This window comes from Klebsiella sp. 141203 (assembly GCF_032601985.1).
Classification (GTDB): Bacteria; Pseudomonadota; Gammaproteobacteria; order Enterobacterales; family Enterobacteriaceae; genus Klebsiella; species Klebsiella aerogenes.
This window is the reverse complement of the sequence record NZ_JAQIRL010000001.1, coordinates 752,002-773,654: the sequence shown is the minus strand read 5'-3', so window position 1 is coordinate 773,654 and position 21,653 is coordinate 752,002. Positions and strand designations below refer to the sequence as shown.

The following is a 21,653-nucleotide window of genomic DNA, read 5'->3' as shown; positions in this document are numbered from 1 at the left end:
CCGAGAGCCGGTCCATCAATGACTGGCGATTAATCGACCAGGTGATACTTATCTGACAACTCATGAGCGAGATACTTGAACATGTTGAATACGGCAGTGCTCTTCGCCGTCGGTAAACCTTGTTCATCAAGATAAAACTCGCCGCTGAACACCAAAACCCCGTTACGCTGAACGACGTTGGTGGCTTCAATTCCGGCTAACGTATCTTCATGATCGCGAATGAGTTGGTTGGCAATTTCAAGTAACGCCTGGCGTTCGATGGGTTGGGTTGTACCTTGCATAACGGACTCCTGTAGTTCTTCGCGGGTAGTCTACGCCGCGAGAGGGCAACGGGCAAATTTTCCATTGATTGTGCAGGGGTAATTGTAACCGGCTAAGAAACATCACTTTACTGGCGGAGTTGGCTTTTGCATGCTAATAAAGTTGCGTAACGAATTTTATCAGGTAGAGTGTGACGCTTTCAGCGATCTGGCAACAGATTTGCTTGACATTCGGCCAAAAATTCTTCGTGCTATGCAACCTGGCTCGCAAAAGCCAGCAAACTCAGCTATCTGGTTTTATGGATGTGAAACTGGGCGTGCAGAGGGTTGATATCCATCGACGTGGCCGCAACATATCAGGCACGTCGCTAGTGGATGGTGAATCAATGTGCGATGTATTCCTGGATGAATTAAATTAGGTAAAGGTGAATATGGGTAAAGCTCTCGTTATCGTTGAGTCCCCGGCAAAAGCCAAAACGATCAATAAGTATCTGGGTAATGACTACGTGGTGAAATCCAGCGTCGGTCATATCCGCGATTTGCCGACCAGTGGCTCAGCTTCCAAAAAGAGCGCCGACTCTACCTCCACCAAAGGGGCTAAAAAGCCTAAAAAGGATGAACGTGGCGCTCTGGTCAACCGCATGGGCGTGGACCCATGGCATGACTGGAATGCGCATTATGAAGTACTTCCGGGTAAAGAAAAGGTAGTTTCAGAACTCAAACAGTTGGCGGAAAAAGCCGACCACATCTATCTCGCAACCGACCTTGACCGCGAAGGGGAAGCCATTGCCTGGCACCTGCGGGAAGTTATAGGTGGTGATGAGCAACGTTACAGCCGCGTGGTGTTCAACGAAATCACCAAAAACGCGATTCGTCAGGCCTTTGAGAAGCCGGGCGAGCTGAATATCGATCGTGTTAATGCCCAGCAGGCGCGCCGCTTTATGGACCGTGTGGTGGGGTATATGGTTTCTCCACTGCTGTGGAAAAAAATTGCGCGCGGTCTGTCCGCTGGCCGCGTGCAGTCTGTCGCAGTCCGTCTGGTCGTTGAACGCGAACGCGAAATTAAAGCCTTCGTTCCGGAAGAGTTCTGGGAGATCGACGCCAGTACTACCACGCCGGGCGGCGATGCATTACCGCTGCAGGTAACTCACAAGAATGACAAGCCGTTCCGTCCGGTTAACCGCGACGAAACCATGGCTGCCGTCGCGCTGCTGGAAAAAGCGCGATATAGCGTGCTGGAGCGCGAGGATAAGCCGACCAGCAGCAAGCCGGGCGCGCCATTTATCACCTCCACGCTGCAGCAGGCCGCCAGTACCCGTCTTGGCTTCGGCGTGAAGAAAACCATGATGATGGCCCAGCGTTTGTATGAAGCCGGCCATATTACCTACATGCGTACCGACTCTACCAACCTGAGTCAGGATGCGCTGAACATGGTTCGCGGCTATATCGGCGACAACTTTGGCAAAAAATATCTGCCTGAAAGCGCTAATCAGTACGCCAGCAAAGAAAATTCACAGGAAGCGCACGAAGCGATACGTCCTTCTGACGTGAACGTGATGGCGGAATCGCTGAAAGACATGGAAGCCGATGCGCAGAAATTATACCAACTGATTTGGCGTCAGTTCGTCGCCTGTCAGATGACGCCGGCAAAATACGACTCAACCACCCTGACGGTACAGGCTGGAGAGTTCAAACTGAAAGCCCGCGGTCGTACGCTGCGCTTTGATGGCTGGACGAAAGTGATGCCAGCGCTGCGTAAAGGCGATGAAGACCGTACGTTACCGGTGGTCAATCAGGGCGACAGCCTGAGCCTGGTGGAACTGACCCCAGCGCAGCACTTCACCAAACCGCCTGCGCGTTTCAGCGAAGCCTCGCTGGTGAAAGAGCTGGAAAAACGCGGCATCGGTCGTCCGTCCACTTATGCGTCGATCATTTCGACCATCCAGGACCGCGGCTATGTACGCGCCGAGAACCGTCGCTTTTACGCTGAAAAGATGGGCGAAATCGTCACCGACCGTCTGGAAGAGAACTTCCGCGATCTGATGAACTACGATTTTACCGCACAGATGGAAGACCGCCTCGATCAGGTGGCTAATCATCAGGCCGAGTGGAAACAGGTACTGGATAACTTCTTCGGCGATTTCACCTCCCAGCTACAAACGGCTGAGAAGGATCCTGAAGAGGGCGGCATGCAGCCGAACCCAATGGTGCTGACCAGCATCGACTGTCCGACCTGCGGGCGTAAAATGGGCATTCGTACTGCCAGCACCGGGGTATTCCTCGGTTGCTCTGGCTACGCGCTGTCGCCGAAAGAACGTTGCAAAACCACTATCAACCTGGTACCGGAAAACGAAGTTCTCAACGTGCTGGAAGGCGATGATGCCGAAACCAACGCGCTGCGCGCTAAACGTCGCTGTCAGAAATGCGGCACCGCGATGGACAGCTACCTTATCGATCCGAAGCGTAAACTGCATGTCTGCGGCAACAACCCGACCTGCGATGGCTACGAGATTGAAGAGGGCGAGTTCCGTATCAAAGGTTATGACGGCCCTATCGTGGAGTGTGAGAAATGCGGCTCTGAAATGCACCTGAAAATGGGGCGTTTTGGTAAGTACATGGCTTGCACCAACGACGAATGTAAAAATACGCGTAAGATCCTGCGTAATGGCGAAGTGGCTCCACCGAAGGAAGATCCGGTGCCTTTACCGGAACTGCCATGCGAGAAGTCCGACGCTTACTTCGTCCTGCGCGATGGCGCGGCGGGCGTTTTCCTGGCGGCAAACACCTTCCCGAAATCACGTGAGACGCGTGCGCCATTAGTGGAAGAGTTGTACCGCTTCCGCGATCGTCTGCCTGAAAAGCTGCGCTATCTGGCCGATGCGCCGCAGCAGGATCCGGAAGGCAATAAAACGCTGGTACGCTTTAGTCGTAAGACCAAGCAACAGTACGTCTCCTCCGAGAAAGAGGGTAAAGCGACCGGCTGGTCCGCCTTCTTTATCGACGGTAAATGGACTGAAGCGAAAAAGTAACCTTCTCAATGGGCCGCAATGCGGCCCATTTTCTCTCCTGTTTTCCTCGTATTACCGCCTCGTGGCTCCCACGTTATAACCGACTTATTATTTTTTGTTAGCATCTATACACTGTAGATATAAATGATATAGTGGTTATAGCGAATCACTTTTTTATTATCAAATCGTCTTATACATCATCGTTTTCAGGACGCATTGTGGCGCTGGTTCGGCGCGCCGCAGGGAATGTCTGGCGTTTTGCCGCCGGCAGGCAGCAGTCTGAACATAATGGGTATTAAGCGGATTCATTTGACGCGTTTACGGATATCAGCCATGAAACTACAGCAACTCCGCTACATCGTTGAGGTTGTTAACCATAACCTGAATGTCTCCTCTACCGCCGAAGGCTTGTATACTTCGCAGCCTGGCATCAGCAAGCAGGTGCGCATGCTGGAAGATGAGTTGGGAATTCAGATATTTGCCCGCAGCGGTAAGCATTTAACTCAGGTCACTCCAGCCGGGCAGGAAATTATTCGCATCGCGCGCGAAGTGCTGTCCAAAGTTGAGGCTATTAAATCCGTGGCAGGGGAGCACACCTGGCCGGATAAAGGCTCATTGTACGTTGCCACCACCCACACGCAGGCGCGTTATGCGCTGCCTGGGGTGATTAAGGGCTTTATTGAGCGTTATCCTCGGGTTTCTTTGCATATGCATCAGGGATCGCCGACGCAGATTGCAGAAGCGGTTTCTAAGGGCAATGCTGACTTTGCGATTGCTACCGAAGCGCTGCATCTGTACGACGATTTGGTGATGCTGCCGTGCTACCACTGGAACCGTTCCATTGTGGTGACCCCGGATCACCCGCTCGCTTCTAAAGGTTCGGTGACCATTGAAGAGCTGGCGCAGTACCCGCTGGTGACTTATACCTTCGGCTTCACCGGGCGTTCCGAGCTGGATACCGCGTTTAATCGCGCCGGGCTCACTCCGCGTATCGTCTTCACGGCGACTGATGCCGATGTTATCAAAACCTATGTGCGTTTAGGGCTTGGCGTTGGGGTCATTGCCAGCATGGCGGTCGATCCGGTGTCCGATCCGGACCTGGTAAAACTTGATGCCAATGGTATTTTCAGCCATAGCACCACCAAGATAGGCTTCCGCCGAAGCACTTTCCTCAGAAGTTATATGTATGATTTTATTCAGCGTTTTGCGCCACATCTGACGCGGGATGTGGTAGATACGGCCGTGGCGCTACGTTCGAATGAGGATATAGAGGCGATGTTCAAAGATATTAAACTGCCGGAAAAATAATCGTATCGATAAATGGCATTTCCTCTGGGGAGTGCCATTTTCTATTATGGACCTTATCAGAACTTATAAACCTCGTTGTAATCACATTTCTGCGGATTTTACCTCATCCCTTTTCCATTATACCCGCTGCGATCAAAATAACGGTTAAAAGCCTTTTAGCTGTTCCTGAATTAGCTGGATCTATTTTATATATCTTATTAAGATTTATCTGTACCTGATGATTTTAGCAATTGGTGGTGATGAAATGATAAACAATATCGATTATGCAAAGCTCGCGATGTCGTACGAACGTCATAAAGCGGAAATCGATCCAACGCTGCGCAGTCAGGTTTGGGGCTCGCTACTGATGGGGCTTAGCGCTTTCTGGTGCATCGTTGCATTATTCATCTGGATTATTAGCTAAAGCAGTTTATCAGAGAAGGTTATATTTCACTTTTGTGACAAAAGGAGGTTGGTAAAATTAGCACCCGGAATTGTGGAACACGGTGGAAGAAATTATTTTCCGACTTATCAGCTTTAAATGTTAATCCATCCTGAGCTAATCATTGCATATCGGTGATTAGCTCTTTTTCTATTCCCGCTTAGTGAACAGGTTCGGAACTTACTCACCCTCATCAAATATATCCGTGCTGTAATACTATTCTCGTCAAAATTTCTGAACTGTACGGTTTTGTCAATTTTAGCAATTTGAGTTGTTATCAAAGTGTTATGCCAAGTTTGTGTTATCTTTAATAAAGACCCTGAGGAGTTCAGGGCATGTATCCCTGTGATAAAGGAGGAGCTATGTCGTCAACACTACGAGCAGCCAGTAAGGATACGCTACAGGTCAAAGACAAAACCTACCATTACTACAGCCTGGCTCTGGCCGCTAAACACCTGGGCGATCTCACCCGACTGCCCAAATCTCTCAAAGTTCTGCTTGAAAACCTCCTGCGCTGGCAGGACGGCGACTCGGTGACGGAGCAAGACATTCAGGCGCTGGCCGGTTGGCTGGCCACAGCGCACGCCGACCGCGAAATTGCCTACCGACCGGCACGCGTGCTGATGCAGGATTTCACCGGGGTACCGGCGGTGGTGGATTTAGCCGCTATGCGCGAAGCGGTAAAACGCCTGGGCGGCGATACCGCGAAGGTGAACCCGCTCTCTCCGGTTGACCTGGTCATCGACCACTCGGTGACGGTAGACCGTTTTGGTAATGAAAACGCTTTTGAAGACAACGTGCGTCTTGAAATGGAACGGAACCACGAGCGTTATGCATTCCTGCGCTGGGGGCAGCAGGCCTTCAGCCGCTTTAGCGTCGTGCCGCCGGGAACCGGGATCTGCCACCAGGTAAACCTTGAATATCTTGGCCGTGCCGTCTGGAGCGAACTGCAGAATGGCGAATGGGTGGCTTACCCGGATACGCTGGTGGGTACCGATTCGCACACCACCATGATCAACGGTCTCGGCGTATTAGGGTGGGGCGTCGGCGGGATTGAAGCGGAAGCCGCGATGCTTGGTCAGCCGGTATCCATGCTCATTCCCGATGTCGTTGGTTTCAAACTGACCGGGAAACTACGTGAAGGGATCACCGCGACCGATCTGGTGCTGACAGTGACCCAGATGCTGCGCAAACATGGGGTGGTTGGCAAGTTCGTAGAATTCTACGGCGACGGCCTTGACTCGTTACCGCTGGCCGACCGGGCGACCATTGCGAATATGTCGCCGGAATATGGCGCGACCTGCGGATTCTTCCCGATCGATGCAGTGACTCTCAGCTATATGCGCCTCAGCGGACGCAGCGAAGAGCAGGTGGCGTTGGTTGAAGCGTATGCCAAAGCGCAGGGCATGTGGCGCCAGACGGGCGATGAGCCGGTCTTTACCAGCACCCTGGCGCTGGATATGGGGACGGTTGAGGCCAGCCTCGCCGGGCCGAAACGGCCGCAGGACCGCGTCGCGTTGGGCGATGTGCCGAAAGCGTTTGCCGCCAGCAACGAACTGGAAGTGAATCAAACGCAAAAATCGCGTCAACCGGTTGATTACACTCTCGATGGGCAACGCTATTCGCTGCCGGAAGGCGCGGTGGCGATTGCGGCAATCACCTCCTGCACCAACACCTCCAACCCAAGCGTGTTGATGGCCGCCGGCCTGCTGGCGAAGAACGCGGTTGAGCGCGGCCTTAAACCGCAGCCGTGGGTAAAAGCTTCGCTGGCGCCGGGTTCGAAAGTGGTTTCCGATTATCTGGCGCATGCGGGGTTGACGCCTTATCTTGATGAGTTGGGCTTTAACCTCGTTGGCTACGGTTGTACAACCTGTATCGGTAACTCCGGGCCGCTGCCGGAACCTATCGAAGAGGCAATCAAAAAAGGAGACCTGACCGTGGGGGCGGTACTCTCCGGCAACCGCAACTTCGAAGGTCGTATCCATCCGCTGGTGAAAACCAACTGGCTGGCGTCGCCTCCGCTGGTCGTAGCCTATGCGCTGGCCGGCAATATGAACATCGACCTGACCCGTGAACCGCTTGGGGTTGGTAAAGACGGTAAGCCGGTGTTCCTGAAAGATATCTGGCCGAGCGGCGAGGAGATTGCTCGCGCTGTGCAGCAGGTTTCTACCGAGATGTTCCGTAAAGAGTATGCCGAAGTCTTTGAAGGTACCGAGGAGTGGAAAGCGATTCAGGTTGAGCGTTCCGATACCTATCGCTGGCAGGATGACTCTACCTATATTCGCCTGTCGCCATTCTTTGATGAGATGGGGGTTGAGCCGAAACCGGTGGAAGATATTCATGGCGCTCGGATCCTGGCGATGCTTGGTGATTCCGTCACCACCGACCATATTTCCCCGGCAGGAAGTATCAAGGCTGACAGCCCGGCAGGACGCTACTTGCAGGAGCACGGCGTGGCGCGCGGCGATTTCAACTCTTATGGTTCGCGACGCGGTAACCATGAAGTCATGATGCGCGGTACCTTTGCTAATATTCGTATCCGTAACGAAATGGTGCCGGGCGTGGAAGGGGGAATGACGCGTCATTTGCCGGACACGCAGCCTATCGCCATCTACGATGCGGCTATGCTGTACAAAGCCGAAGGTACGCCTCTGGCGGTAATCGCCGGTAAAGAATATGGCTCAGGCTCCAGCCGCGATTGGGCGGCGAAGGGGCCGCGTCTGTTGGGCGTGCGGGTGGTCATTGCCGAGTCCTTCGAACGTATTCACCGCTCCAACCTTATCGGCATGGGGATATTACCGCTGGAGTTTCCACAAGGCGTGACGCGTAAAACGCTACAGTTGACCGGCGAAGAGCGGATTGATATCAGCAACCTGCAGGCGCTGCATCCCGCGGCACAGGTTCCAGTCACGATTACCCGCGCCGATGGACAGCAGGAGGTCATTCAGTGTCGCTGTCGTATCGATACCGCGACTGAGCTGACTTACTATCAGAACGACGGCATTCTGCATTATGTGATTCGTAATATGCTGTAAAAGAAAGGGCCAGCGAATGCTGGCCCTGATTCATTCTGGAACTGAATTATTTATTCAGCAGATGCCCCATCTTGGCAGCCTTGGTATCGAGATAGTGTTCGTTTTTCGGGTTACGCCCGACGATGAGCGGCACGCGTTCGACGATATTGATTCCCGCCTCGGTCAGAATTTCGACTTTCTTCGGGTTGTTAGTCAACAGGCGAACCTGCTCGACGCCGAGCAGCTTGAACATGTCGGCGCACAGCGTAAAGTCGCGCTCATCGGCGGCAAAACCAAGCTGGTGGTTGGCTTCGACGGTATCGTAGCCTTGATCCTGTAGCGCGTAGGCGCGAATTTTATTCAGTAAACCGATATTTCGGCCTTCCTGACGATGATAAAGCAGGATCCCGCGTCCTTCTTCAGCGATGTGCGACAGCGCCGCTTCCAGCTGAAAACCGCAATCACAACGCAGACTAAAAAGGGCATCGCCCGTCAGACATTCTGAGTGTACGCGAGCCAGTACCGGGGCTTGCCCCGAAATATCGCCATACACCAGCGCGACATGATCCTGCCCGGTTGCCAGTTCTTCAAAGCCCACCATCAGGAAATCGCCCCAGGGGGTTGGCAGTTTGGCTTCTGCCACACGTTTAAGCTGCATGTGATTCTCCAGATTCTGACAGCACCTGAATGTGCTTTCTGTTTACTACTATTTTGCCACAACGCCGCGACGTTCTCCTAATTACCAACGACCGCCTGCGCGGAAAGCGCACAAACGATCTACTTTCCGTTATGATATTCAGAAGGAAAGAGAAGGAGATACGATGCTGTTAATTGCCAAAAGGACCGCCATCGGGGCGGCGCTATTGCTTGTTATGCCCGTTATGGTCTGGCTCTCCGGCTGGCAGTGGCAGCCGGGTCAAGCCCCGGCCATGTTGAAAATGTGGTACTGGGTGACTGAAACGGTAACCCAGCCGTGGGGAATCATTACCCACGTAGCGCTATTTGGCTGGTTTTTGTGGTGTTTACGTTTTCGTCTGCGCGAAGCGCTGGTGCTGTTTCTCATTCTCGGTGCTGCTATCCTGGCAGGACAGGGGCTAAAATCCTGGATCAAAGAACGGGTGCAGGAACCACGGCCGTTTGTGATTTGGTTAGAAAGAACCCAGCAGGTTCCTGTGGCGCAATTCTATGAGTTAAAACGTAAAGAACGCGCTAAACTGGTGCATGAGCAATTGGCTGAACAACAGACAATACCGGGGTTCTTGCGTAAACACTGGCAAAAAGAGACCGGTTTTGCCTTTCCGTCCGGCCATACCATGTTTGCCGCCAGCTGGGCGCTGCTGGGCGTCGGGCTGTTGTGGCCGCGTCGGCGCTGGGTGACTATCGGTGTGCTGTTAGGGTGGGCGACGGCGGTCATGGGCAGCCGCCTGGCGTTGGGCATGCACTGGCCGCAGGATCTTATCGTGGCGACCAGCCTTTCCTGGCTGCTGGTTACCGCGGCGACCTGGCTCACGCAGCGTTTTTGCGGCCCGTTAACCCCGCCTGTCGAAGAGGCGACGGATATCAAAAAACGCGCAACCTGACGCTGTTTATGTTGATTTTCGCGACACCCGGCCGCATATCATGACGGGTGTCATGCTTTTCCATTTCACCACTGCGGTGAAAATGATACTTTATAGGGCTTGAACGCGTTTTACTCGCGCAACCCACAGAACGGGAAGTCATGTGAAATATTTACTTATTTTCTTACTGGTGTTAGCTATCTTCGTCATCTCTGTGACGCTGGGTGCGCAAAATGACCAACTGGTCACGTTCAACTATTTGCTCGCGCAGGGTGAATTCCGCATCTCCACGTTGCTGGCGGTGTTATTTGCTGCCGGGTTTGCGATTGGCTGGCTGATTTGCGGCCTGTTCTGGTTACGGGTACGAGTATCGCTGGCCCGCGCCGAGCGTAAAATTAAACGCCTGGAGCAGCAGATCGCGCCAGTGACCGTAGCGCCTGCTGATGCCGGCGTCTCTGCGGTCAAGGAATAACCGTCTATGCTGGAGTTGTTGTTTCTGCTTCTTCCCGTTGCCGCAGCCTATGGATGGTATATGGGGCGCAGGAGCGCACAACAGTCCAAACAGGACGATGCTAATCGCCTGTCGCGCGATTATGTCGCTGGGGTCAACTTCCTGCTGAGCAACCAGCAGGATAAAGCCGTGGATCTGTTCCTTGATATGTTGAAAGAGGACACCGGCACCGTTGAAGCCCACCTGACGCTTGGCAACCTGTTTCGTTCTCGCGGCGAAGTTGACCGCGCTATCCGCATTCACCAAAGCCTGATGGAGAGCGCCTCGCTCACCTACGACCAACGCCTGCTCGCCGTCCAGCAGTTGGGCCGTGATTATATGGCCGCGGGCCTGTACGATCGCGCGGAAGATATGTTCAAGCAGTTGGTAGATGAAACCGACTTCCGCCTGGGCGCGCTACAACAACTGCTGCAAATTTACCAGTTAACCAGCGATTGGCAGTCCGCTATTGAAGTTGCCGAACGGCTGGTAAAATTGGGCAAAGAAAAGCATCGCAGCGATATCGCCAACTTCTGGTGTGAGCTGGCGCTGCAGCAGATGGCCAGTAACGATCTCGATAAAGCAATGACGCTGCTGAAAAAAGGCGCGTCAGCGGACCGCAACAGCGCCCGCGTCTCGATTATGATGGGGCGCGTGTGGATGGAAAAAGGCGACTACGCGAAAGCGGTAGAAAGCCTGGAACGGGTGATTGGCCAGGATAAAGAACTGGTTGGTGAAACCCTGGAAATGCTGCAAACCTGTTATCAGCAGTTGGGTAAGCATGAGGAGTGGGAAGCGTTCCTGCGCCGCTGTGTAGAAGAGAACACCGGGGCGACCGCGGAGCTTATGCTGGCGCAAATTATCGAGCAGCAGGAAGGCGCCGAGGCCGCGCAGAGCTATGTGACTCGCCAGTTGGAACGCCACCCGACGATGCGCGTGTTCCACAAACTGATGGACTACCATCTTAATGAGGCGGAAGAAGGGCGCGCGAAGGCGAGCCTGGGGGTTCTGCGCAATATGGTTGGCGAGCAGGTGCGGAGCAAACCGCGTTACCGCTGCCAGAAGTGCGGTTTTACTTCTCACACCCTGTACTGGCACTGCCCGTCCTGCCGTTCTTGGGCGACTATCAAGCCGATTCGCGGCCTTGATGGCCAGTAACTTCTAAAAAAAACCTGACTTTAGTTACAACATACTTGTCTGGGTTTTAGCGTATCCATTTCTGCAGCCGCGTGCCCGCTTTTGTCTGTAGACGGGCAAAACCAGCCTGTCATTTTCCCCACTTCGCAGGTAGAATGCTGCCCGTTTACCTTTTTTGCGCCCTGGCGGCGCTCATCCACAATTAAGGTCCGGTCATGACGTCTACTGCTAGCTCTTCTCCTCGCGTTATCACATCCTCTCCCGTCGTTGTTGCGCTTGATTATGATAACCGTGACAAGGCGTTAGCCTTTGTTGATCGAATCGATCCGCGCGACTGCCGGTTAAAGGTAGGTAAGGAGATGTTCACGCTGCTGGGGCCGCAATTTGTTCGCGACCTGCATCAGCGCGGCTTTGAAGTGTTCCTTGACCTGAAATTCCACGATATCCCGAACACCACCGCACGCGCGGTCGCCGCAGCCGCGGAGCTTGGCGTATGGATGGTGAACGTTCACGCCTCCGGCGGCGCGCGCATGATGACGGCTGCCCGCGAGGCGTTGTTACCGTTCGGAAAAGAGGCGCCGCTACTGATTGCGGTCACCGTATTGACCAGCATGGAAGCCAGCGATTTGCAAGACCTTGGCATCACGCTTTCACCTGCCGATCATGCTGCTAAACTGGCGGCGCTAACCAAACGCTGTGGTCTCGATGGCGTAGTCTGTTCCGCGCAGGAGGCCGTCCGCTTTAAACAAGAGTTAGGACAAGAATTTAAGTTAGTTACCCCAGGGATCCGCCCCACAGGCAGCGATGCGGGCGACCAACGCCGGATTATGACTCCGGAACAGGCGCAGCAGGCGGGGGTTGATTACATGGTGATCGGCCGGCCGGTTACCCAGTCTGCCGATCCGGCTGCAACGCTTGCGGCTATCAACGCGTCGCTGAAATTGGAGGCGTAATGAGCGATTCTAACAGCCGCCTGGTTTACTCTACCGATAGCGGACGTATCGAAGAGCCGAAAGCGGCGCCGCAACGTGCGAAAGGCGATGGTATCGTGCGCATTCAACGCCAGACCAGCGGGCGCAAAGGGAAGGGCGTCTGCTTGATTACCGGCATCGATCTCGATGACGATGCGCTGGCGAAGCTGGCCGCGGAGCTGAAAAAGAAATGCGGCTGCGGCGGTTCACTGAAAGATGGAGTGATTGAAATTCAGGGTGATAAACGCGACTTGCTGAAATCACTGCTGGAAGCTAAAGGGATGAAAGTAAAATTAGCGGGTGGCTAAGATAATTTCTACGAAATAAACAACAAGGCCACGGTAAATACCGTGGCCTTAATTATTGGTAGATGCGTGAGTCAGTAACTACGAAATTATTATTAATTTAATACGCGGGGTGGTTATTTACCAACCTGGTGGCCAATGATGCCGCCAACCGCTGCGCCGCCCAGGGTACCCAGGGTGCTGCCGTCGGTTAATACCGCGCCGCCCAGTGCGCCAGCGCCTGCGCCGATTGCGGTATTACGGTCGCGTTTAGACCAGTTGGAACAAGCGCTCAGGGACATTACTACAGTAACCGCCAGTACGGCCGCAGCCATTTTTTTGCTCATTGAAGTCATCATTTTATTCTCCTGAATAATCTATTCATGGATACACCTTCCTTTAAGCATAGCAACTGGCTATGACTTAAGGGTTATTCCATGAAACTTAAGTTGCGCAGGTGTTGCTCTAATCACGCAGGTGATAGTCACTTCCTGTTATATCGCTAATAATAATTCTACTTATTTTAAAATTTAACGTCAGGTAAAAAATCTTAATTGCGGGTCAGAATACTCTCAGACGCAGAAAGGCTGCCAACGCCATTCTACGGGCGCTGGCGGAAGCGATCAGGCGGGGTCGACTATATCGAGCGTTAAACCGCTCCCGGAGAGCTGCCGGCGGATAGTTTCGCTCAGGTTGTTGTCGGTTATGACGCGATTGAAACGGGCAATCGGGCCCAGTGGATAAGGATGCACAACGCTGAACTTCGAACTGTCGCTGAGTACGATAGCCTCGCACTGCTTTTCCAGCACCGCGTTGACCACATCGGCGCGCATCATGTCGCGGCCGGTAAAGCCGGTTTCGGTCTGCCAGCCGTCAACGCCGATAAACGCCTTGCTGAAGTGCACCTGCTGGATGCATTGACGGGTTAATGGGCCCACCATGCTTTCACTGCGCTTCTGATAAATACCGCCCAGCAGGATGACCTCGCCCGGCGTTTCCTTGAGTAAATGTGCGATATAGCTGCTAACGGTGATGATAGTGATATCACCGCGTTCCGCCAACGTGCGGGCCAGAAGGGCGTTTGAGCTGCCATTTTCGATGAACACCGTTTCTCCGGCTGCCACCAGCGACGCGGCGCGCGCGGCGAGTTCACGCTTAATGGCAAAGTTGGTCATCATGCGGGTTTCGACGTCTTCGCTATCCAGCGGTACGGCAAAGCCGTGGGTGCGGCGCAGATAGCTTTGTTTTTCCAGCGAATTCAGATCCTGACGAATAGTGACTTCGGAGACACCGGTCATCCTGGCCAGATCGGCAACGCTCATGCGGCCTTTATCAATGACCATTTGTAAAATACTTTGTTGTCGGGCGTTCATAGCTACATCACAGTTAGAGGTCTATACGGCGCCCAGCAGGCTTTAAGGCGTGCTGGGGGACAGGAATCAATCAGATTTCCCACGGCGCTTTTGATTGCCCTGAATCCTTCTCTGGCTCGTCGTGAGACAATGCCTGCAGTTCGGCTTTGAGGATCTCCAGATTATGGATCGCCGAGTGATAATCTCCGGCAACCAGAATATCCAGCACGGTATCGATACGTTGGGCGAGCAGGCGGGCATTCAGATCAGACATAGCATTATCCTGGTTACAAAAATGAATGAAATCAATGATGCAAAAAACGGTTGCAAAAGAGAAGCGAAAAAAACGCACATCCTTGCGCAGCTGGCGATATTCACTCAAAACGAGAAATGCATGGCCCCTGGGCAGGGGCCATAAAAGCGTTACGCCGCTGGACGGGCGATGACGCTGCGGGTTTCCATACGAACTTCAGCGATAGTCACGTCGATAACATCGGTGACTTTATAAACCACTTCACCTTTAATCTGTACGGTTCCGTTCTCCTGGCTGCAGACCAGTTCATCGCGCACCGCGTGCAGGAAAGGTGCCGGAATAAAGGCGACAGCGCCGTTATCGACCAGGCGCACGCGCATGCCGCCGCGACTGACATCAATGATTTCTGCCGCGTAGCGGGTATCGGTTCCGGCTTTATCGTTGAGGAAGCGAGCATACAGCCAATCTGCGACGTCACGTTCCGCCATACGGTTCAGACGACGACGTTCCGCCATCTGCACGGTGATATCATCCTGCGGGCGACCAATGGTCTCGCCTTTAATGATGGCCTTTAACAGACGGTGGTTGATCATATCGCCGTATTTACGGATTGGCGAAGTCCAGGTGGCGTAAGCTTCCAGGCCAAGGCCGAAGTGCGGACCCGGCTCGGTACTGATCTCCGCGAACGACTGGAAGCGACGGATGCGGCTATCGAGGAAACCTGAAGGCTGAGCATCCAGTTCGCGGCGCAGTTTACAGAAGCCGTCCAGTGTCAGGACTTCCAGCGGATCGACGTGTACATCGTGCGTTTTCAGCAGCGCGGCCAGCTGCTCGGTGTTAGCTGGGTCGAAACCGGTATGCACGTTATAGACGCCAAAGCCCAGGTTATCGCGAAGCACGCGTGCCGCGCAGATATTAGCGGCAATCATTGACTCTTCAACAATGCGGTTGGCGATGCGGCGCGGTTCGGCAACGATATCCAGCACTTCACCTTTCTCACCCAACACGAAGCGATAATCAGGGCGGTCTTTGAACACCAGGGCGTGGGTTTGACGCCATTCGCTGCGGCGCAGGCAGACTTCCTGCAGCAGTTTGATTTGCTGCGCGATAGCGTCATCAGCAGGCTGCCATGAGCCTATATTTTCCAGCCAGTTGGAGACGTCGTCATAAGCCAGTTTGGCTTTAGATTCGATGGTCGCGGCGAAGAATTCGATATTATCTTCAATAGCGCCGTCAGCCGCCAGAGTCATGCGGCAGGCGAGTACCGGACGCACTTCGTTGGCGCGCAGCGAGCACAAATCGTCAGACAGTTCGCGCGGCAGCATCGGGATATTAAAGCCCGGCAGATAGTTGGTGAAGGCGCGAATTTTCGCCGCGTTGTCCAGTTTGCTGCCCTCGGCAATCCACGCTGTCGGATCGGCGATAGCGACGGTCAGCAGAAGTTTACCGTCGTCGGCGCGCTCTACAAACAGCGCGTCGTCCATATCTTCGGTGCTGGCGCTGTCGATGGTTACAAACTCAAGCGCCGTCAAATCGCGACGTTCCAGTCCTTCATCGAGCATCTCGGTGGCAACGCCATTCGGCGCTTCTTTTTCCAGGTTATGACGCGCCAGCGTCACCCACCACGGCACGAAATGATCGTCGCTAAAGGTGATGAATTGCGTTAATTCGGCATAGAAACCGCGGTCGCCTTTCAGCGGATGGCGACGCATTTCAGCCACCGCCCAGTCACCCTGTTTGAAATCGTGTTCTACGCCACGCGCGGCGCGGCAAGGGATGGCGTCTTTCAGCAGCGGATGATCAGGAACAATAGACAGACGATCGTCTTTTTTCTGCACTTTGCCGACAAAACGGGTCAGGAAAGGCTCAACCAGCTCTTCCGGCTCGGCGCTTTCACGTTCTTTTTCCGTATGGACCACAGCGATAATACGATCGCCATGCATCACTTTTTTCATTTGCGGCGGCGGAATGAAGTAGCTTTTCTGCGAGTCGACTTCGAGGAAGCCAAAACCTTTTTCCGTACCTTTAACGACCCCTTCAACGCGCGGGGTCTGGGAATGCAATTGCTGTTTAAGCTGCGCTAGCAGCGGGTTGTCCTGAAACATAATTAGGTTTTTTCGTGGCTAAAAGAGCGGCTGACATTTTTACGCGAATATGCCTGCCTCAGCAAGCGCTGTTTCAGCATTTTACGTCGCTTGACGTACCTCGCCGAGGGCGACTTTAAGCCGATTCAGCCAGCCGCACAGGCCGCACCACGCCAGCAGATCGATAGCTTCAACGCGGGAAAGCCCATATTCAGTGAGGGGAGTTAGCTGCGCGGCGCTAAAACGGTCCGGCGCACGAGTCAATAGCTGCGCCGCCTGCAGGAAAACGTGTTCCAAAGAATGGCTTTGCGCCCAGTGCTGAATCATTCGTTCATCGCCGCGCAATGCCTGCAACAATCCGTTGTCACCTGTCCAGCGCGCGGCCCAGGCGTTAAAACAGCTGACGCTGCCGTTGATTCGCGCCGCCAGCAATGCCGCCATTGCGCTTAAGGGCTGCGCAGAGTTATCCAGTTGATTCAGCAGTTGATGCAGCAGTGCTAACGCCCCTTCATCCGTTGCCAGAAGGGGGGCGAGAGGCTGCAGGCCGGGATGACGGTGCCATGCGGCGAGCCTGGCTTGCCTGTCATCATTGGCGTAACGCAGGTCGGCATCATCGATATCCAGTGACCACTCTCCGGTAACATCAGTAAAGCGTTCTGCCGGGGCATCATCCTGCTGCGGCATACCTGGAAGCCAGCGTACCGGCTGGCCGAGCGCGGCCTGAAATGCGGCCACCGCGCGGGCCTGAAAACCCACGAAGCCAATAATTTGGTTAATTAACACAATATCGCGGCTGGTCAGTCCTACCTCATCAAGCTGACGGCGGGAGACCTCGTTGATAACAGAAGGGGAACTGGCTAACTGGCGGGCGTACTGGGTTATCTGCGCCAGCCGGTGATTACTCTCTCGTGAAGAGTCTGGGCCCGGTAACGGCGCCAGACGCGCGGCGTAGTGGTTACACAAGCGCTGTACGCCGTAGACCTGAGCGACGGTCAGGGCCGTGCTGAGACGGTCGTAGGCATTAAAGGTTTGTAATCGGGTGACCGTGACGCTGTCCGGGAAAAGTACCTTTGCCAACTGACGCGCGGGCGCCAGCCAGCCTTCATGAGGGTGGCTAAGATCGGCTGCGAGTGGCAGATCGAGCAAAAAACGGTCATCAACGTCAGCGGCCTCCGGGACCAGAGGAAGAACCTCGACCGGGCTATTGGTTGACTGGGTCTCGTGATACCAGTGGTTTTTGCCATACACGCGGCGTTGCTCCATGGGCGTTCCTTGTTCGGTAGGTGGCGAACCGCCGTTTCGCGGTACCTCTTTGCACAACTATCCTGGCGTAACCCTGAAGCAGGAGAAAATATTGATACGTACTAATAAATAGCGGATTGGAATAACAGAAGAGAAGCGTAAGCAGAGAAGGGAGAGAGAGCCTCCTCACCGGGGTGAGGAGGATAGGGAACTTATTTCAGTTCCAGTTCGTTCATCGCAGCGATGCTGAAACCGCCGTCAACGTGAACGACTTCGCCGGAGATGCCCGCAGACAGGTTAGAGCACAGGAAGGCCGCGCTGTTGCCGACGTCTTCGATGGTGACGGTGCGACGGATCGGGGTGACCGCTTCGCAGTGCGCCAGCATTTTACGGAAATCTTTGATACCGGATGCCGCCAGGGTGCGGATCGGACCCGCAGAGATGGCGTTAACACGAATACCTTCCGGACCCATCGCGTTCGCCATATAGCGGACGTTGGCTTCCAGAGACGCTTTTGCCAGACCCATAACGTTATAGTTCGGGATCGCGCGCTCAGCGCCCAGATAGGAAAGGGTCAGCAGCGCGGAGTCCGGGTTCAGCATTGAGCGGCAGGCTTTTGCCATCGCCACGAAGCTGTAGGCGCTGATGTCGTGGGCGATTTTGAAACCTTCGCGGGTGACGGCATTAACATAGTCGCCATCTAACTGGTCAGCTGGCGCATAACCGATAGAGTGCACGAAACCATCAAATTTCGGCCATACTTTTTCAAGTTCAGTGAACAGCGCGGTGATGCTTTCGTCTTCAGCCACGTCGCACGGCAGCACAATGTTAGAACCCAACGCAGCAGCAAACTCTTCTACGCGGCCTTTCAGTTTTTCGTTCTGATAGGTGAATGCCAGTTCAGCCCCTTCACGGTGCATTGCTTGCGCAATACCGTAGGCGATGGACAGTTTACTGGCCACGCCAGTGATCAGAATGCGCTTACCGGAAAGAAAACCCATAGCTTTAATCCTTATCGTTATTGCTTATTTTTACTCTAACAATCAAACGGTTAACGTTGTTATTTCAAAATAACTCAAATTTAGCCAGGAATTATATCCCACTGAAGACCCCTTGTGTCACGATTTTTTGTGCCGCCTATCGCAACGCAGCGCGTAAGGACAAATGCGCTCACTCCAGTATATCACCGGATAATCACTACGTTTTACCGTGAGATCACGACGCGTTACCGATATTTCTGCGGTTAACGGCGCACGATCGTGGTGAGTAACAGTAGGGCGTTTGCCGTGAGCGGCGCGAGTTCGCCCGGCGCTTGCTGATGCCAGAAAATACCCGATTGCGCTTCACATTGCTGTTCACCAAGTTGCCAGCGACCCTGCAATACCCACGCGACGCCTTCGTCGCCGGGAGTTTGTACATCGTTCACGACCCGAACCTCGGCGGCGGCGCGACTGCGCTGGGTCATGATATTAAAGTCGAGACCGCGCTCGCGGATCCCTTCGCTACGCAGCGGCCACTCGCCGGCAAAAGCCCAGGGCTGCCACAGCGCTAAAGGGTGATCGATAGCTTCGCCTTTCAGACGCAGCGGCTGCCCGGTCAGTAGGGTAATGACACGATCGACGCCGGGAAAGCAGGAAAACGGACCATCATTTTGTAGGGTGGCAATGCTGGCTCGCCACAAAAAAGGGGCATCAGGAGAAGGTACACAGACTATCTCACGGGTCTCGCCAGCGCCATTTTTCCAGGGGGTGACGGGCAGAGTGGATAGTTGGACGCGAACGATCATGAGCGGTACACCTCGTTAAGCGCTGCCTGCGCAGGCGTTAATCAACGTTATTGTTATGGTTTTGTTACTTTTTGCAATACAAAGAATTTACATATTCATCACAAAAATAGGATGCGTGCGGTGCGGGTAGTTGTCAATGCTTGTATATACAGGATCGGTCAGATGGGGAGTCAATGAAATAATAATAGCGAGGTACCTATGTCTTCTTTTTCGTCTACAGACGGGCAACCAAAAAGTAATGAGGCAGGATTAAAGGAAACGCGGTCGATTGATTACATTCCCGAACGCGAGAGGCATGGGCATCCGTTTAGCCAGTTTACTCTGTGGTTTGGCGGCAACCTGCAAATTACCGCTATTGTCACCGGCGCTTTAGCCGTGGTGCTGGGCGGCGACGTGGTGTGGTCGCTGATAGGCCTTCTTCTTGGACAGGTGTTGGGGGCGGCGGTGATGTCGCTGCATGCCCTGCAGGGACCACGGCTGGGTTTGCCGCAGATGATAATCAGCCGCGCCCAGTTTGGCGTCTTTGGCGCGGTAGTGCCGCTGGTACTGGTCTGCGTCATGTATGTTGGCTTCTCCGCCAGCGGTACCGTACTGGCCGGGCAGGCGATGGCAAAACTGTTAAGTATCAGCAACGTTGCCGGCATGCTGCTATTCAGCGCGATTATTATTGTTATTGCGGTACTGGGTTATAAGGTGATTCATAAGCTGGGTAAACTGGCGAGCATTATCGGCATTCTGGCTTTTGTCTATATGTTCGTTACGCTACTGATGTCGGCGGATCTCACGGCCCTGGCGCAAAATAACCATTTCTCCCTGCCGATGTTCCTGCTGGCCGTGTCGCTGTCATCGTCGTGGCAAATCGCGTTCTGCCCGTATGTGTCCGACTATTCGCGCTACCTGCCATGCAATGTATCGGCAACGAAAACGTTCTGCTCGGTATTTTTCGGTACCGTATTAGGAACCCAGACATCCATGACGCTAGGGGTATTTACTGCCGCGATTGCCGGCAGCGCTTTCCCCGGTCATGAAGTGAGTTATCTGGTGGGATTGGGTAAAAGCCAGGTGATGGCGATGGTCATCTACTTTGCTATTTGCTTTGGCAAAATCACCTTCACGACGCTTAACGCCTACGGCAGTTTTATGTCTCTGACCACCATTGTTTCCGGTTTCCGTCGCCAGACGGCATTGTCGCAGAAATGCCGCGTCGCTTTCGTCGTCCTGATGGTCGCGGCTTCGTGTATTATCGCGCTGCTCAGCGAGCCGGCTTTCTTAAAACACTTCACCCATTTCCTGTTATTCCTGCTGGCCTTTTTCGTTCCCTGGAGCGCCATCAGCCTGACCGATTACTACATTATCTCTAAAGGCGCGGTCGATATTCCGGCGCTTAGCGACCCGCATCAGCGCTATGGTTTCTGGAATCTGTATGCCATTACCATTTATATCATTGGCGTGCTTATTCAACTGCCGTTTATTGAGAACCCGCTGTTCCATGGTTCGCTGACGTGGATATTCGCCGGCAATGATGTGTCATGGATTATCGGCTGGGTAGGTACAGGATGGTTGTATTTTGCGCTGCGCCGCTTTGACCGCCGACCATTACCGGCGCAGAGCGTGTTCCCGCAGTCATAAAGGGCAGGGGCGGCTATTATGCCGCCCCTGAAGGAAAGTTAACGCTATTTGCCATCTTTTCGCCAGGCGTCGGCAGTCAGCGCTTCGCCAAAATGGCCGGCGATCAGCCGCTTGGTCAGATCATGCAGAGGCGAGGCCAGTACATCAGCAGTGCTTCCGCGCTCAACCACTTCGCCCTCATGCATCACCAGCACCTGATCGCTGATGTGCTTCATCATCCCCAGATGCTGAGTTACGTAGATGTAGGATATTCCCTGTTTTTCCTGTAGTTCCAGCATCAGGTTGATTAGCTGCGAGCGCATTGACATATCCAACGAGGCCAGCGCCTCATCGCAGATAATCACTTTCGGACGCAGGATCAAGGCACGAGCAAGACCCAGGCGTTGTTTTTGCCCCGGCGCCAGCATATGCGGATAGTAGCTGACGTGGTCAGGTAGCAGACCCACCATGCGCATCGTCTCGATAATCTGCTTTTCCCGGGCTTCTGGTTCAAGATCGGTATTGAGGCGCAGCGGGAAATCGAGGATCTGCGAAATACGCTGACGCGGGTTAAGCGAGGTCGAGGGATCCTGAAAAATCATACGAATACGCTGGCTGCGGAATGAGTAGTCGCCAAACTCCAGCGGATGGTCGTCAATCAACAGTTCACCGGTGGTTGGCTCAACCATCCCGGCCAGCATTTTGGCCAGCGTTGATTTACCGGAGCCGTTTTCACCAATAATTGCCAGCGTCTGACGCTCGCGCAGGGTAAAGCTGAGCGGCTTCACCGCCTCTACCGTCTGACGGTGGAACCAGCCGGTACGATAGCGAAAGGTCTTACTCAGATTGCGAACTTCCAGCAATGTTTCGACCATT

Annotated in this window: 20 protein-coding genes; 10 read left to right on the top strand and 10 right to left on the bottom strand. The window is 54.0% G+C overall.

The window, feature by feature from the left end; translation table 11 throughout:
- Positions 1 to 29: 29 nt before the first annotated feature.
- Positions 30 to 281 (bottom strand): YciN family protein, encoded by a 252-nt coding sequence (locus tag PGR29_RS03805; RefSeq protein WP_015366222.1) that lies wholly within the window; start codon positions 279 to 281, stop codon positions 30 to 32.
- Positions 282 to 691: 410 nt separating this feature from the next.
- Between PGR29_RS03805 and topA the strand changes: the two genes are divergently transcribed.
- From topA to acnA, 4 genes are all read left to right on the top strand, one after another.
- A complete protein-coding gene (gene topA / locus PGR29_RS03800; protein ID WP_045393156.1) occupies positions 692 to 3,289 on the top strand; it encodes a type I DNA topoisomerase in 2,598 nt (865 codons plus the stop codon).
- Positions 3,290 to 3,601: 312 nt separating this feature from the next.
- Positions 3,602 to 4,576 carry an HTH-type transcriptional regulator CysB gene (gene cysB / locus PGR29_RS03795; protein ID WP_015705738.1) on the top strand — a complete coding sequence of 325 codons (975 nt, stop codon included), beginning with the start codon at positions 3,602 to 3,604 and terminating at the stop codon, positions 4,574 to 4,576.
- Positions 4,577 to 4,820: 244 nt separating this feature from the next.
- Positions 4,821 to 4,979 (top strand): YmiA family putative membrane protein, encoded by a 159-nt coding sequence (locus PGR29_RS03790; protein ID WP_072056445.1) that lies wholly within the window; start codon positions 4,821 to 4,823, stop codon positions 4,977 to 4,979.
- A gap of 380 nt (positions 4,980 to 5,359) precedes the next feature.
- On the top strand, positions 5,360 to 8,032 hold the full coding sequence (gene acnA, locus PGR29_RS03785; protein WP_087859375.1) for an aconitate hydratase AcnA: 2,673 nt from the start codon (positions 5,360 to 5,362) through the stop codon (positions 8,030 to 8,032).
- A 46-nt stretch (positions 8,033 to 8,078) separates the two neighbouring features.
- On the opposite strand, the gene ribA is transcribed toward acnA, so the two are convergent.
- On the bottom strand, positions 8,079 to 8,669 hold the full coding sequence (ribA, locus tag PGR29_RS03780; RefSeq protein ID WP_015366227.1) for a GTP cyclohydrolase II: 591 nt from the start codon (positions 8,667 to 8,669) through the stop codon (positions 8,079 to 8,081).
- A 163-nt stretch (positions 8,670 to 8,832) separates the two neighbouring features.
- On the opposite strand from ribA, the gene pgpB reads away from it, so the two are divergent.
- The 5 genes from pgpB (at position 8,833) to yciH (ending at position 12,476) form a co-directional block, all read left to right on the top strand.
- The gene (pgpB, locus tag PGR29_RS03775; RefSeq protein ID WP_087859376.1) at positions 8,833 to 9,591 is read left to right on the top strand and encodes a phosphatidylglycerophosphatase B; all 759 of its coding nucleotides are present in this window, start codon (positions 8,833 to 8,835) and stop codon (positions 9,589 to 9,591) included.
- A 142-nt stretch (positions 9,592 to 9,733) separates the two neighbouring features.
- Positions 9,734 to 10,042, top strand: coding sequence for a LapA family protein (locus PGR29_RS03770; RefSeq protein ID WP_087859377.1), 309 nt, complete (start codon positions 9,734 to 9,736; stop codon positions 10,040 to 10,042).
- Positions 10,043 to 10,048: 6 nt separating this feature from the next.
- On the top strand, positions 10,049 to 11,218 hold the full coding sequence (gene lapB / locus PGR29_RS03765; protein WP_087859378.1) for a lipopolysaccharide assembly protein LapB: 1,170 nt from the start codon (positions 10,049 to 10,051) through the stop codon (positions 11,216 to 11,218).
- A 194-nt stretch (positions 11,219 to 11,412) separates the two neighbouring features.
- A complete protein-coding gene (gene pyrF / locus PGR29_RS03760) occupies positions 11,413 to 12,150 on the top strand; it encodes an orotidine-5'-phosphate decarboxylase (RefSeq protein ID WP_045393148.1) in 738 nt (245 codons plus the stop codon).
- A complete protein-coding gene (gene yciH, locus PGR29_RS03755; protein ID WP_015705734.1) occupies positions 12,150 to 12,476 on the top strand; it encodes a stress response translation initiation inhibitor YciH in 327 nt (108 codons plus the stop codon). Before pyrF ends, yciH begins: the two co-directional genes overlap by 1 nt.
- Before the next feature lie 113 nt (positions 12,477 to 12,589).
- Here yciH and osmB read toward each other — a convergent pair whose 3' ends face one another.
- The 7 genes from osmB to PGR29_RS03720 all read right to left on the bottom strand — a co-directional run bounded on the left by osmB (position 12,590) and on the right by PGR29_RS03720 (position 19,169).
- On the bottom strand, positions 12,590 to 12,808 hold the full coding sequence (osmB, locus tag PGR29_RS03750) for an osmotically-inducible lipoprotein OsmB (RefSeq protein WP_032688354.1): 219 nt from the start codon (positions 12,806 to 12,808) through the stop codon (positions 12,590 to 12,592).
- A 267-nt stretch (positions 12,809 to 13,075) separates the two neighbouring features.
- Positions 13,076 to 13,825, bottom strand: a complete 750-nt coding sequence (locus PGR29_RS03745; RefSeq protein WP_087859379.1) for a DNA-binding transcriptional regulator YciT — start codon at positions 13,823 to 13,825, stop codon at positions 13,076 to 13,078.
- 70 nt (positions 13,826 to 13,895) lie between these two features.
- Complete coding sequence (locus PGR29_RS03740) at positions 13,896 to 14,078, bottom strand: hypothetical protein (RefSeq protein WP_015366235.1); 183 nt, start codon at positions 14,076 to 14,078, stop codon at positions 13,896 to 13,898.
- Between the two features lie 149 nt (positions 14,079 to 14,227).
- A complete protein-coding gene (locus PGR29_RS03735) occupies positions 14,228 to 16,162 on the bottom strand; it encodes an exoribonuclease II (protein WP_113373659.1) in 1,935 nt (644 codons plus the stop codon).
- A gap of 81 nt (positions 16,163 to 16,243) precedes the next feature.
- A complete protein-coding gene (locus PGR29_RS03730) occupies positions 16,244 to 17,404 on the bottom strand; it encodes a CMD domain-containing protein (protein ID WP_213794813.1) in 1,161 nt (386 codons plus the stop codon).
- Between the two features lie 191 nt (positions 17,405 to 17,595).
- On the bottom strand, positions 17,596 to 18,384 hold the full coding sequence (gene fabI, locus PGR29_RS03725; protein WP_061154898.1) for an enoyl-ACP reductase FabI: 789 nt from the start codon (positions 18,382 to 18,384) through the stop codon (positions 17,596 to 17,598).
- A gap of 242 nt (positions 18,385 to 18,626) precedes the next feature.
- Positions 18,627 to 19,169: a HutD/Ves family protein gene (locus PGR29_RS03720; RefSeq protein WP_316424082.1), complete on the bottom strand. Its 543-nt coding sequence runs from the start codon at positions 19,167 to 19,169 to the stop codon at positions 18,627 to 18,629.
- Positions 19,170 to 19,367: 198 nt separating this feature from the next.
- Here PGR29_RS03720 and PGR29_RS03715 point away from each other — a divergent pair, with 198 nt between their 5' ends.
- Positions 19,368 to 20,798: a purine-cytosine permease family protein gene (locus PGR29_RS03715; RefSeq protein ID WP_316424081.1), complete on the top strand. Its 1,431-nt coding sequence runs from the start codon at positions 19,368 to 19,370 to the stop codon at positions 20,796 to 20,798.
- A 44-nt stretch (positions 20,799 to 20,842) separates the two neighbouring features.
- Here the strand turns inward: PGR29_RS03715 and sapF are convergent, their stop codons facing one another.
- Positions 20,843 to 21,652 (bottom strand): peptide ABC transporter ATP-binding protein SapF, encoded by an 810-nt coding sequence (gene sapF, locus PGR29_RS03710; RefSeq protein WP_047044986.1) that lies wholly within the window; start codon positions 21,650 to 21,652, stop codon positions 20,843 to 20,845.
- Position 21,653 lies beyond the last annotated feature (1 nt).

What these genes read in the sequence shown, in the direction of transcription:
- PGR29_RS03805 (WP_015366222.1), bottom strand. Translation starts at nt 281, where the DNA reads ATGCAAGGTACAACCCAACCCATCGAACGCCAGGCGTTACTTGAAATT.
- topA (WP_045393156.1), top strand. Translation starts at nt 692, where the DNA reads ATGGGTAAAGCTCTCGTTATCGTTGAGTCCCCGGCAAAAGCCAAAACG.
- cysB (WP_015705738.1), top strand. Translation starts at nt 3,602, where the DNA reads ATGAAACTACAGCAACTCCGCTACATCGTTGAGGTTGTTAACCATAAC.
- PGR29_RS03790 (WP_072056445.1), top strand. Translation starts at nt 4,821, where the DNA reads ATGATAAACAATATCGATTATGCAAAGCTCGCGATGTCGTACGAACGT.
- acnA (WP_087859375.1), top strand. Translation starts at nt 5,360, where the DNA reads ATGTCGTCAACACTACGAGCAGCCAGTAAGGATACGCTACAGGTCAAA.
- ribA (WP_015366227.1), bottom strand. Translation starts at nt 8,669, where the DNA reads ATGCAGCTTAAACGTGTGGCAGAAGCCAAACTGCCAACCCCCTGGGGC.
- pgpB (WP_087859376.1), top strand. Translation starts at nt 8,833, where the DNA reads ATGCTGTTAATTGCCAAAAGGACCGCCATCGGGGCGGCGCTATTGCTT.
- lapB (WP_087859378.1), top strand. Translation starts at nt 10,049, where the DNA reads ATGCTGGAGTTGTTGTTTCTGCTTCTTCCCGTTGCCGCAGCCTATGGA.
- pyrF (WP_045393148.1), top strand. Translation starts at nt 11,413, where the DNA reads ATGACGTCTACTGCTAGCTCTTCTCCTCGCGTTATCACATCCTCTCCC.
- yciH (WP_015705734.1), top strand. Translation starts at nt 12,150, where the DNA reads ATGAGCGATTCTAACAGCCGCCTGGTTTACTCTACCGATAGCGGACGT.
- osmB (WP_032688354.1), bottom strand. Translation starts at nt 12,808, where the DNA reads ATGACTTCAATGAGCAAAAAAATGGCTGCGGCCGTACTGGCGGTTACT.
- PGR29_RS03745 (WP_087859379.1), bottom strand. Translation starts at nt 13,825, where the DNA reads ATGAACGCCCGACAACAAAGTATTTTACAAATGGTCATTGATAAAGGC.
- PGR29_RS03740 (WP_015366235.1), bottom strand. Translation starts at nt 14,078, where the DNA reads ATGTCTGATCTGAATGCCCGCCTGCTCGCCCAACGTATCGATACCGTG.
- PGR29_RS03735 (WP_113373659.1), bottom strand. Translation starts at nt 16,162, where the DNA reads ATGTTTCAGGACAACCCGCTGCTAGCGCAGCTTAAACAGCAATTGCAT.
- PGR29_RS03730 (WP_213794813.1), bottom strand. Translation starts at nt 17,404, where the DNA reads ATGGAGCAACGCCGCGTGTATGGCAAAAACCACTGGTATCACGAGACC.
- fabI (WP_061154898.1), bottom strand. Translation starts at nt 18,384, where the DNA reads ATGGGTTTTCTTTCCGGTAAGCGCATTCTGATCACTGGCGTGGCCAGT.
- PGR29_RS03720 (WP_316424082.1), bottom strand. Translation starts at nt 19,169, where the DNA reads ATGATCGTTCGCGTCCAACTATCCACTCTGCCCGTCACCCCCTGGAAA.
- PGR29_RS03715 (WP_316424081.1), top strand. Translation starts at nt 19,368, where the DNA reads ATGTCTTCTTTTTCGTCTACAGACGGGCAACCAAAAAGTAATGAGGCA.
- sapF (WP_047044986.1), bottom strand. Translation starts at nt 21,652, where the DNA reads ATGGTCGAAACATTGCTGGAAGTTCGCAATCTGAGTAAGACCTTTCGC.